We start from the raw sequence: 11002 nt of genomic DNA on the forward strand, positions 1-11002 counted from the left end.
CGGTGACCGCGCCCGAACGGTGACGGCCCGGCGTGAGCGGGCGGTCCGGGCGCTCAGCGGCTCGGCTATCTCGGTGTGCGTACTCCGGAGGCGTCGCTGCGCCGCGAGCGCGCGCTGAGCCGCGCGGCCGACCGGATCGGACGCCTCACGCCCCGGCGGTGATTCGCGGTCGCGGGCCCGGGGTACGACGCTCCTCGATCGACCCGGCGGACCGTGCCGGCGGGCGAGTCCACCCCGGGAGGTCCAGTGATCGTGCTCGTGCCCGTGTACCGGCCGGGTGACCGGCTTCCGCCGCTGGTCACCGACCTGCGGGCCGCGCTGCCCGGGGCGCGGGTGCTGGTCGTGGACGACGGCAGCGGCCCGGCCGCAGCCGGGGTGCTGCGCGCGGCCCGCGACCGGGGCGCCGAGGTGCTGCGCCGCCGGGTCAACCGGGGCAAGGGCGTGGTGCTGCGCACCGGTTTCCGGTACGCCGCCACGCGCCACCCGGGACACGATGTGACCTGTGTGGACGCCGACGGTCAGCACCGCGTGGAGGACGTGTGCCGGGTGGCCGGGCGGATGCGCGCCACCGGCGCGATGACGCTCGGCGTGCGCCGCTTCGACGGCGAGGTGCCGGCGCGCAGCCGGTTCGGCAACGCCGCGACCCGGGTCGCGTTCCGGCTGGCGACCGGCCGGGACGTGCGGGACACCCAGACCGGGCTGCGGGCGTACCCGGCCGGGCTGCTGGACTGGCTGGTCACCGTCCCCGGCGACCGCTTCGAGTACGAGATGGACGTGCTGCTGCGCGCGGTGGGCGCAGGGCTGCCGGTCGAGCAGGTGGACATCGCCACCCGCTACCACGCGGGCAACGCGGGTTCGCACTTCTCCGCGCTCGCCGACTCGGTGCGCATCTACCGTCCGCTGGTCGGCTTCGCCGCGGCCCGGCTGACCGGCGGTGCCCACCCGGAGCGCATCCCGGACACCGCCGTCACGACGTCGCGTCCCACACCTGCGACTCGAACTCCCTGAGCTGCTCGCGCAGCGACGGCGGGCACGTGGTGCGGTACGGGTGACCGTCGTCGGCGGGCACCGCGCGGACCATCTCGTCGATCATCTCCTGGGGGTCGCGCTGGTGGCCCAGGTAGTCGCCGAAGTCAGGGCGCGGCAGCAGCGCGGTGGACTCGTCCCACCACTGGGACATGGTCTCCACGCCGGTGTCGTTGTAGCCGGTCCGGTACGGGCCCGGGTTGATCACCGCGACGCGGACGCCGCGCGGTTCCAGCTCGCCCTTCATGGCCCAGGCGAGCGCCTCGATCGCGTGTTTGGTGGCGGCGTAGACGCCGATGAACGGCCGGGTTCGTACGCCGACCGCCGAGGACACCCAGACCACCTTGCCGGCGCCCCGGGCCAGCATCGGCGGCACGAGGTCCTGCGCCAGGTGCAGGTGGCCGAAGACGTTCACGTCGAACGAGCGGCGGACCCGCTCCATCGGGATCTCCACCACCGCGCCGGCCTCCTGCAGGCCCGCGTTGAGCACCAGGATGTCGACACGGTGGCGGGCGGCCGCGGCCCGGTCGGCCGGGTCGGTGACGTCCAGCTTGATCGCGTCCAGCGCGACGCCGGCCCGTTCGGCCTCGGCGCGCAGCTCGCGGACCTGCGGCCAGATCTGTGCCGCGGCGATCACGTGGTGGCCGGCGCGGGCCAGCCCGAGCGCCGTGCCCCGGCCGAGCCCGCTGCCGGCCCCGGTGATCAGGATGTCCGCCACCGGCTCAGCCCTGCCGGGCCTTCTGCCGCCGGTCGGACTTGTTCAGCACGAACAGCTTGCCCCGGCGCCGGACCACTATCGAGTCGGCCTTGCGCTTGAGTGCGCGCAGGGAGCTTCGGACCTTCATATCCGCTCCTTCGGTTCCCGCCGGTGTCCGTCCGGGACGGGTACCCGCCGCGGCGGTGCTCATGCCCGGTCCCGCGTGATCGCCACCGCTCCGCCGAGGTGGCGGCATCACCGTGTCCGGGATGCCGCCACCTCGGCGTACTGGCGTGCGGATCAGGCGGCCGTGCAGGGGCTTCCGTTGAGCGTGAACGAGCCGGGTTTACCGGCGTTGCCGGTGTGGGTGGCCTGGAAGCCGATGTCCACCGAGCCGCCCGGTGCGATCACCGGGTTGTAGGAGACGTTGCGGGCAGTCACCGCGCCGCTGGTGGGGCTGTACGTGGCGTTCCAGCCGCCGGTGATCGTCTGGCCGCCCGGCAGCGTGAACGCGAGGCTCCAGCCGTTTATCGCCGTGGTGGACGTGTTGGTGATCGTCACCGAGGCGGTGAGGCCGTTGTTCCAGGCGTTCACCACGTACCCGACCCGGCAGGCCCCCGACGGCGGCGGCGTCGTGGGCGGCGGCGCCGTGGTGGGCGGGGGCGTCGTCGGCGGGGGCGTGGTGGGTGGCGGCGTGGTGGGGACGGCCGTGGTGGGCGGCGGGCTGGTCGGCGGCACGGTGTCCAGGCCGAAGAAGCGGATCGCCTGGGCCGCGTCCACCGGCAAGTTGTGCGTGACGCCCTGCATGCTGATCGCCTCGACGGTCGCGGTGCCGCCGGTGCCGCCGTAGCGGGTCCGGGTGTAGCCGGACTGCGGGCTGTCCGTGTAGTCGGGCGTCTGGCTCAGCCCGTGCACGTTCGTCCACTGGTCGATCTGCTCGCCGAAGTTCGGGTAGCGCAGCGTCTCGTCGTTGGTGCCGTGCCAGATCTGCATCCGCGGACGCGGGCCGGTGTAGCCCGGGTAGGCGTTGCGCACCAGGTCGCCCCACTGCTGCGGGGTCTTCAGCACCTGGCCGTTGGCGCACTCGCTGTTCCACTCCGAGCCGTTCGTGGTGGCGAAGCAGCCGAACGGCACCCCGGCGAAGGCCGCCCCGGCGCGGAACACGTCCGGGTAGTCGCCGAGCAGCACGTTCGTCATCATCGCGCCGGACGAGGTGCCGGTGGTGAAGATCCGCTGCGAGTCGACCGGGTAGCGCTGCCGCACGTAGTCCACCATGGACTTGATGCCCACCGGGTCGCTGCCGCCGTCGCGGCGCAGCGCCTGCGGTGAGGACACGTCGAAGCACTTGCTGCTGCGGGTCACCGACGGGTAGACGACGATGTAGCCGTACCGGTCGGCCAGCGACGCGAACTGGGTGCCGGAGTACATGGCCGGGCCGCTGCCGGTGCAGTAGTGGTTCACCACGAGCAGGCCGGGACGGGCCGCGACGGTGTCCGGGACGTACAGGTACATGCGCAGGTTGCTCGGGTTGGTGCCGAAGTTCGTCACCTCGGTCAGCGCGGCGGCCGAGGCCGGCCCGGGGACGGCGAGCGCCGCTCCGACGGCGAGCCCGGCGGCGGCGAGCGCCGCGCCGAGCAGCCGGAGTCTGCTCATTCTGGACAGCATGCTGTTCTCCTCGGTGGTGGGAACGCCGCACGGAGCGGCGTCCTCGCCGGCGAGGCGCCTGCGACGGGCGGCCCGGACCCTCGGAGACGAGATAGACAGTCGCGGATCGATGCGACTCGAATCGGAGTCTAGGCCGCGCCCGGCGGACGGACAACCGCCGCGGCCACCCGGCGGGCGCGGTCCGGGTGGGTGAGCACGTCCACGCTGTCGACGTACTGGTCCACCGCGCCGATCGGCGGCCGGTCGCGCAGCCGCGGGTCGGTGATCGCGGCGCGGAGCGCCTCGACGAAGCGGCCCGCGTCGAGCACCAGGAACGGCCGGTCGTGGAAGGGCCGGGCGGCCGGGTCCACAGCCGGCGCCAGCGCGACGTCGTTGGTCCAGCCGGCCACCGTCTCCAGCGCCCGGACCAGGCCCGGCTCGCGGACCGCCCACTCGCCCGGACCGAGCGCGGCGGCGAGCCCGTCCACCACCGGCGCCGCGCCCGGCAGCGTCGCGAACACCGTGCCGAGCCATTTCGCGTACGGGGGCCAGCGGCGGCGCAGCAGCAGCCCGAGGCGCATCAGGTCCCGGGCCAGCCCGGCGGCCACCACCCGGCTGCCCAGCTCGTCGCCGACCTCGGCGCACCGGCCCGCCAGGTGCTCGGCCTGCGCGACCCGCTGCCACCCGGACGCCAGCACGTGCCGCCACACGTCGTCCGGATACCAGGCCAGCGCGGCGCGGGCGGCGGTGAGAGCCCCGTCGAGCCCGTCGTGGAACACCGCTCCCCCGGTCAGCTCCGCCAGCCGCTGCGTCGGCGTCGCCAGCCAGTCCGCCACCGACATGCCGGCGCGCGGGTCGGCGCCCAGCCGGTCCCGCAGCCACGCGCCCAGCTCGTCCACGCTCACGCCGTGCCGGTCGCCGTCGGCGTGCACCGTGCCGAGCCGTACCGCCGGGCCGCCGGCGTACCGGGTCGGCCAGCCGAGGAACCGCGCCGGCAGGTCCGCGTCCAGCGCCGCCCGTACCGGCGCCACGTCGTGCGCGCTGTCCACGAAGACCTGGGTACGCGGACCCCAGTCGTGGTCGGTGGAGCGGGGCGTGTCGAGGCCGAGCAGCTCGGAGCCGCCGTCGAGCAGACCGGCGGAGTACCGCAGGCCGGGCAGCCGCCGCGCCAGCAGCGGACCCACCACCTCGTCGTGGAACCGGCGGGCCAGGGTCAGGCCGGGTACGAAGCTCACCCCGCCAGTCTGCGCATCCGGGGACCCGCGCGCGCCCGGGTTTCCGGTCCCGCGGTCGCCTCCCCCATCTCGTCAGAGGGCTGTGGAAGGCTTGTCGCCGTGGCACACCGACAGCCGATCCTCCTGATCGACTCCCCCAGCCTCTACTTCCGCGCCTACTTCGGCATTCCCGAGTCGGCCGCGAAGACCAGCGACGGCCAGCCCGTGAACGCCGTGCGCGGCTTCCTCGACATGCTCGCCCAGCTGGTCCGCACCCGCCGTCCCGACCGGATGATCTGCGCGATGGACCACGACTGGCGGCCGGCGTGGCGGGTGGAGCTGCTGCCGTCGTACAAGGCGCACCGGGTCGCGCCCGAGGGCGGCGAGGTCGTGCCGGACACGCTGTCCCCGCAGGTGCCGATGATCCTGGAGGTCCTCGACGCGCTCGGCATCCCGGTTGTGGGCGCCACCGGCTACGAGGCCGACGACGTGCTCGGCACGCTCTCGGTGACCCAGCCCGGCCCGGTCGAGGTGGTCTCCGGCGACCGCGACCTGTTCCAGCTCGTCGACGACGCGCGCCCGGTGCGGCTGCTCTACGTCGGGCGGGGCGTGGCCAAGCTGGACGACTGCGACGACGCGGCGGTGCGGGCCCGCTACGGCGTGCCCGCCGACCGGTACGCCGACTTCGCGGCGCTGCGCGGCGACCCCAGCGACGGCCTGCCCGGCGTGGCCGGGGTGGGTGAGAAGACCGCCGCCCGGCTGATCGACCGTTACGGCGGGCTCGACGGCATCCTGGCCGCGCTCGACGACCCCGGCTCCGGCTTCGCCCCGGGGCTGCGGGCCAAGCTCGACGCCGCCCGCGACTACCTGGCGGTGGCGCCGAAGGTGGTCCGGATCGCCACCGACGTGCCGCTGCCCGAGCTGGACCCGACGCTGCCGACGTCGCCCGCCGACCCGGAGCGGCTGCTGGAGCTGGCGCAGCGCTGGAACCTGGCCGGGTCCTGCCGCCGCCTGGTCGACGCGCTGGCGGGCGACCGATCGTGATCAGTTGATCACGAAGGGCGGTCGGTGCTCCGGCGGCTCGGGAACTGGGCGCCGGGCTGCGCCAGCGTCGACCGGGCACGCAGGCCCACCGGGTCCGGCGCTGGCTCGGCGGCGACCGTCCGCGGCGCGTCACCGAGCCGCGAGCTGACGTACGCGGCCCCGGCCCGGTCGTCGTCCGACGGCGCGGCGAGCAGCGCGTAGACGAGCCCGACCACGCCGAAGACCACTGCCAGCACGATCGGCACCAGCAGTCCGCTCACCTCGGTGCCGGAGGCCGGGCCGCGGCTCTCGTGCAGGTGCACCGACAGCGCGCTCATGCCGGTGAAGTGCATGCCGTTGACAGCGATGCCCATGACCAGCGCCGAGGCGGCGATGGCGAGCCCGCGCCGGACGGTCATCGCCAGCCAGAGCGCGACGGTGGCGGCCACGATCGCGATGACCACCGACAGCGTCACCCGCAGCGGGTCGTAGCCGAACGAGCCGTCCAGGCGCATCGCGGCCATGCCGGTGTAGTGCATGGCGGCCACCCCGGCGCCGGTGAAGAACCCGCCGGCCAGCAGACGCGGCGCGGCGAGCCGGCCGGTGCCCACGATCCACAGCCCGATGCCGACCGACGCCACCGCGATCGCGGTGCTGGCGGCCGTCAGCGGCACGTCGTAGCGGATCCGGGTGCCGGAGACGGCGAACCCGAGCATCGCCATGAAGTGCATGGCCCAGATCGCGGTGCCACCCAGCGCCCACGCGGCGAGCAGGCCCCACCAGGCGCGCTGGCCGCCGCTGGTGGCGGTCCGGATCCGCCCGGCGCAGACCAGTCCGAGCGCCGAGCCGAGCACTGACAACGCGTAGCTGAGCGCGGGTGTGATCCACCCGTACTCGAAGTGATTGATCTCGCCCACGACGCCCTTTCCTCACCATCGACGCAGCGCGACCCACGGCGCCCCGGGGCAATGATGGGATAGGCCCTGACCAGGGCATGCATCGACCCCCCGACAATTCGCGGGGTGTCAGCGCGGTGACGCAGCGATGCGTCGGTTTCCGGAGATCGGTGACCGAAAGTGACCGTTAGGCGGAGGCGTGGTAGGCCAGCACGCCCCGGTTGACCGCCGCGATGGCCTGCCGTGCGGTGCCGCGCAGCTCGGCCGAAGCGCCACCCGAGTCGGCGATCTGCCCGAGCAGGTCGACCACCTGTCGCGCCCACCTGACGAAGTCGCCGGCCGGCATCTCCCCGTCGATCTGGTGCCCGCTGGCGAGCACCTTGGCCAGCGCCTCGCCGCGCGCCCACCGGTAGATCGGCCAGGCGAACCCGAGATCCGGCTCGCGGGTCACCGCCAGGCCGCGCGCCGCCTCGTCGGCCTCGATGTCGCCCCACAGCTTGAGCGTCTCGTCGACCGCGTCGGCGACCCCACCACGCGGCAACGACGCCCGCTCGTCGACGTCCCGCCGGGCCTCGAAGACCACCACCGACACGGCGGCGGCCAGCTCCGCCGGGGACAGGCCGTCCCACACCCGGCGGCGCAGGCACTCGGCCACCAGCAGGTCCGCCTCGGTCCAGATCCGGGCCAGCATCCGGCCGGCGTCGGTGACCTCACCGTCGGCGGCCAGGTAGCCGCGCGCGGTGAGCAACGCCACGATCCGGTCGAAGGTACGGGCCAGCGAGCCGGTCCGCCCGGACACCCGCTGGCGCAGCTCCTCGGTGTCGCGTTCCAGCCGGCGCCGCCGCTCCGCCCAGCGGGCGTGCTCCTCCCGGTCCGGGCAGGCGTGACACGGGTGCGCGCGCAGCTCGACGCGGAGCTGGCTGAGGCGGTGGTCCTCCCCCGCCGCCTGACGGGACCGGCCACCCCGCCGGCCGCCGTGCCGGTCCAGGCCGGTGCCGCTGACCGCCGCCGCCAGGTCCCGCCGGGCCGCGGGCGAACGGTGGTTGAAGTGCTTCGGCACCCGGATGCGGGTCAGCACCTCCGCCGGGGTGGTGAAGTCACCGGGGGTGACCCGGCCGGCCCAGCGGTCCTGGGTGAGCACCAGCGGCCGGGGCTCGCCGAACCCGCCGGTGGCCGGGTCCAGCACCACCGCCAGGCCGGCCCGCCGCCCGGACGGCACCCGGATCACGTCACCGACCCGCAGCCGCTCCAGCGAGGCGACAGCCGCCGCCTTGCGCTGGCTCTGCCCCTGCCGGGCGATGGCGCGTTCCCGGTCGGCGATCGCCACCCGCAGCGCGAAGTACTCGTCGAAGTCGCCGTGGTGGCAGGCGGCCTCCGCGCCGTACGCCTCGATGGTCTCGGTGTTGCGCTGCACCTGCCGGGCCAGGCCGACCACCGACCGGTCGGCCTGGAACTGCGCGAACGAGGACTCCAGCAGCTCGCGGGCCGGCGCCGCGCCGACGCTGCCGACCAGGTTGACGGCCATGTTGTACGACGGCCGGAAGCTGGAGCGCAGCGGGTAGGTGCGGGTGGAGGCGAGCCCGGCCACGTGCCGGGGGTCGGTCTCCGGCGACCAGACCACCACGGCGTGGCCCTCGACGTCGATGCCCCGGCGGCCGGCCCGGCCGGTGAGCTGGGTGTACTCGCCCGGGGTGAGGTCGACGTGCGCCTCGCCGTTGAACTTGACCAGGCGTTCCAGCACCACGCAGCGTGCCGGCATGTTGATGCCCAGCGCCAGCGTCTCGGTGGCGAAGACGGCCTTGACCAGCCCGCGGACGAACAGCTCCTCGACGACCTCCTTGAACGCGGGGAGCATGCCGGCGTGGTGGGCGGCCAGCCCGCGCTCCAGCCCGTCGAGCCACTCCCAGTAGCCGAGCACGGACAGGTCCTCGCCGGGGATGGCGGTGACCCGGGACTCGACCACCCGGCGGATCTCGGCGCGTTCCTCCGGGGAGGTCAGGCGCAGCCCGGCGGCCAGGCACTGCTGCACTGCGGCGTCGCAGCCGGCCCGGCTGAAGATGAACAGGATCGCCGGCAGCAGCCCCTCCCGGTCGAGCCGGTCGACGATGTCCGGGCGCATCGGGCCGCGCCAACGCGGGCCGCGCCGGCCGCCACCGGGGCCGGCGCTGCGGCCCTCGCCCAGCTCCAGCCGGCGCATCGTGTCCCGGGTGTAGCGCAGCAGCTCCGGGTGCACGTCGTGCTTGCGGGCCGCGTCGGCGTCGTGGAACAGGTCGAACATCCGCTTGCCGACGAGCATGTGCTGCCACAGCGGCACCGGGCGGTGCTCGGAGACCACCACGGCGGTCTCCCCGCGTACGGTGACCAGCCAGTCGGCGAACTCCTCGGCGTTGGAGACGGTGGCCGACAGCGACACCAGCGTGACCGACTCGGGCAGGTGGATGATCACCTCTTCCCAGACCCCGCCACGGAACCGGTCGGCCAGGTAGTGGACCTCGTCCATCACCACGTACGCCAGGCCCTCCAGGGTGGCCGAGCCGGCGTAGAGCATGTTGCGCAGCACCTCGGTGGTCATCACCACCACCGGCGCGTCGCCGTTTATCGCGTTGTCGCCGGTGAGCAGGCCGACCTGCTCGGCACCGTAGCGGTCCACCAGGTCGTGGTACTTCTGGTTGGACAGCGCCTTGATCGGCGTGGTGTAGAAGCACTTGCGCCGGGCCGCAGGCGCGTCGCCGCCGGGCCGGCCGCGCAGCGCCAGGTGCACCGCGAACTCGCCCACCACGGTCTTGCCGGCGCCGGTGGGCGCGCAGACCAGCACGCCGCTGCCCCGCTCCAGCGCCTCGCACGCCTCGCGCTGGAAGTCGTCGAGATCGAACCCGAGATCCAGGGAGAATTCGTCCAGGGCCGGGAAGGCGGAGGCCTGCGCGGCCCGGCGGCGCGCCGCGGCGTACCGCTCGGCGGGGCTCGACATGGATCCAAGATTAATCGGTACGGCCGACGAGTACCGGTCAAGGCCATCCGGCAGGACGGTCGGAGCGGGTCGGTAGGGTGCACGACGTGCCGGACCGTACCGAACTGCCCCATGCCGCCAGCGGCGCCGACGACGTCGTGGGCCCGCGCCCGTCCCGCCGGCCCGTGGAGGCGGTGCTCTTCGACTTCCACGGCACGCTCGCCCAGGTGGAGGAGCCGCTGACCTGGGTGCTCGCCGCGGCGTCCGCCTGCGGCGTCGAGCTGGACCGGATCCGGGCCACGTCGCTGGCCGACCGGCTGCTCACCGCCGGGCGCGCGGGTGGCCCGCTGCCGGCCCGGGTGCCGCCCCGGCTGGCCGAGCTGTGGGCCGACCGCGATCTCTACCCGCAGGCCCACCGGGGCGCGTACACCGGGCTGGCCGAGACGGTGGACACCGGCATCGACGGGTTCGCCGACGCGCTCTACGAGCGGGTGCTGGTGCCCGAGGGCTGGGTGCCGTACCCGGACACCGAGCCGGTGCTCGGCGCGCTGCGCTCCGCCGGGGTGAAGGTGGCGGTGGTCAGCAACATCGGCTTCGACCTGCGACCGCTGTTCGCCGCCTGGGATCTCGACGGGCTGGTCGACGCGTACGCGCTGTCGTACGAGGTGGGGCGCTGCAAGCCGGACCCGGGCATCTTCCTGCGCGCCTGCGGAATGCTCGGCGTCGACCCGGAGCGCACGCTCATGGTGGGCGACACCCCGGCCGACGCGGGCGCGGTCGCGGCCGGGTGCGGGGTGCTGGTGCTGCCGTGCGCCGACGCCGGCCGCCCGAACGGGCTCGGCGCGGTGCTCGACCTGGCCGGGGTCGGCTGAGCGCACACCCCGCCAGCGGCGCGAACCCGTCCCGGCGCACCGGCTACGGTCAGGGGCATGACCGGTGTCCACCCCTTGCCGCCGCGTGCGCCGGGCCGGCTCGGCGGCGTCGCGCTGGTGCTCGGCGGGGCGCTGTCGGTGCAGTTCGGCTCCGCGCTGGCGGCGCTGCTCTTCCCGCGTACCGGGGTGGCCGGGGCGGTGACGCTGCGGCTGACCATCGGCGCGCTGGTGATGCTCGTGGTGTGCCGCCCCCGGGTGCGCGGGTACGGGCGCCGGGACTGGGCCGCAGTGGTCGCGTTCGGGCTGGCCCTGGCCGGCATGAACTCGATCTTCTACCAGGCGATCGAGCGGATCCCGCTCGGTCCGGCGGTGACGCTGGAGGTGCTCGGCCCGCTGGCGCTGTCGGTGTTCGGCGCGCGCCGGGCGGCGGCCTGGTTCTGGGCCGCGCTGGCGCTGGGCGGGGTGGCGCTGCTCGGGCAGGGCGGGTTCGACCGGCTCGACCCGGTCGGCGCGGCGCTGGCGCTGACGGCGGGCGCGATGTGGGCCGCCTACATCGTCTGCTCGGCGCGGATCGGCGCGCGGTTCCCCGGCGCGGACGGGTTGGCCCTCTCGCTGACCGTCACGGCGCTGCTGACGCTGCCGTTCGGGCTGGCCGACGGCGGCGGTCGCCTCGCCGACCCGGT

The 11002-nt window shown here is 74.7% G+C and carries 10 protein-coding genes; 4 read left to right on the plus strand and 6 right to left on the minus strand.

The features are described from left to right. Positions 1-252 precede the first annotated feature (252 nt). Complete coding sequence (locus MCBG_RS05200; RefSeq protein ID WP_223201081.1) at positions 253-1008, plus strand: glycosyltransferase family 2 protein; 756 nt, start codon at positions 253-255, stop codon at positions 1006-1008. On the opposite strand, the gene MCBG_RS05205 is transcribed toward MCBG_RS05200, so the two are convergent. The 4 genes from MCBG_RS05205 to MCBG_RS05220 all read right to left on the minus strand — a co-directional run bounded on the left by MCBG_RS05205 (position 968) and on the right by MCBG_RS05220 (position 4602). Next, positions 968-1744, minus strand: coding sequence for an SDR family oxidoreductase (locus MCBG_RS05205; protein WP_043324351.1), 777 nt, complete (start codon positions 1742-1744; stop codon positions 968-970). The genes MCBG_RS05200 and MCBG_RS05205 overlap by 41 nt on opposite strands. Before the next feature lie 4 nt (positions 1745-1748). Beyond that, positions 1749-1871 carry a ribosomal protein bL36 gene (locus tag MCBG_RS05210; RefSeq protein WP_043324353.1) on the minus strand — a complete coding sequence of 41 codons (123 nt, stop codon included), beginning with the start codon at positions 1869-1871 and terminating at the stop codon, positions 1749-1751. A gap of 152 nt (positions 1872-2023) precedes the next feature. Then, the gene (locus tag MCBG_RS05215) at positions 2024-3388 is read right to left on the minus strand and encodes an extracellular catalytic domain type 1 short-chain-length polyhydroxyalkanoate depolymerase (RefSeq protein WP_043324356.1); all 1365 of its coding nucleotides are present in this window, start codon (positions 3386-3388) and stop codon (positions 2024-2026) included. 128 nt (positions 3389-3516) lie between these two features. Beyond that, the gene (locus MCBG_RS05220; protein WP_043324358.1) at positions 3517-4602 is read right to left on the minus strand and encodes a DUF4037 domain-containing protein; all 1086 of its coding nucleotides are present in this window, start codon (positions 4600-4602) and stop codon (positions 3517-3519) included. Positions 4603-4701: 99 nt separating this feature from the next. Between MCBG_RS05220 and MCBG_RS05225 the strand changes: the two genes are divergently transcribed. Further along, complete coding sequence (locus MCBG_RS05225) at positions 4702-5625, plus strand: 5'-3' exonuclease (protein WP_043324360.1); 924 nt, start codon at positions 4702-4704, stop codon at positions 5623-5625. An 8-nt stretch (positions 5626-5633) separates the two neighbouring features. Here the strand turns inward: MCBG_RS05225 and MCBG_RS05230 are convergent, their stop codons facing one another. Both MCBG_RS05230 and MCBG_RS05235 read right to left on the minus strand, forming a co-directional pair. Beyond that, entirely contained in the window at positions 5634-6521 is an 888-nt protein-coding gene (locus MCBG_RS05230) for an MHYT domain-containing protein (protein WP_043324362.1), read from the minus strand. Between the two features lie 166 nt (positions 6522-6687). After that, on the minus strand, positions 6688-9468 hold the full coding sequence (locus MCBG_RS05235; RefSeq protein WP_043324364.1) for a DEAD/DEAH box helicase: 2781 nt from the start codon (positions 9466-9468) through the stop codon (positions 6688-6690). Between the two features lie 86 nt (positions 9469-9554). Between MCBG_RS05235 and MCBG_RS05240 the strand changes: the two genes are divergently transcribed. Both MCBG_RS05240 and MCBG_RS32895 read left to right on the plus strand, forming a co-directional pair. Then, positions 9555-10319 (plus strand): HAD family hydrolase, encoded by a 765-nt coding sequence (locus tag MCBG_RS05240; protein ID WP_043330167.1) that lies wholly within the window; start codon positions 9555-9557, stop codon positions 10317-10319. A gap of 57 nt (positions 10320-10376) precedes the next feature. Further along, positions 10377-11002, plus strand: a 626-nt coding sequence (locus MCBG_RS32895) for an EamA family transporter (RefSeq protein ID WP_043330168.1), incomplete at its 3' end; no start/stop codon positions are given.

The organism is Micromonospora sp. M42, from assembly GCF_000568915.1.
GTDB lineage: Bacteria > Actinomycetota > Actinomycetes > Mycobacteriales > Micromonosporaceae > Micromonospora > Micromonospora chalcea.

Coding starts and splice junctions, on each gene's coding strand:
- MCBG_RS05210 (WP_043324353.1), bottom strand. CDS start 1,871: ATGAAGGTCCGAAGCTCCCTGCGCGCACTCAAGCGCAAGGCCGACTCG.
- MCBG_RS05235 (WP_043324364.1), bottom strand. CDS start 9,468: ATGTCGAGCCCCGCCGAGCGGTACGCCGCGGCGCGCCGCCGGGCCGCG.
- MCBG_RS05215 (WP_043324356.1), bottom strand. CDS start 3,388: ATGCTGTCCAGAATGAGCAGACTCCGGCTGCTCGGCGCGGCGCTCGCC.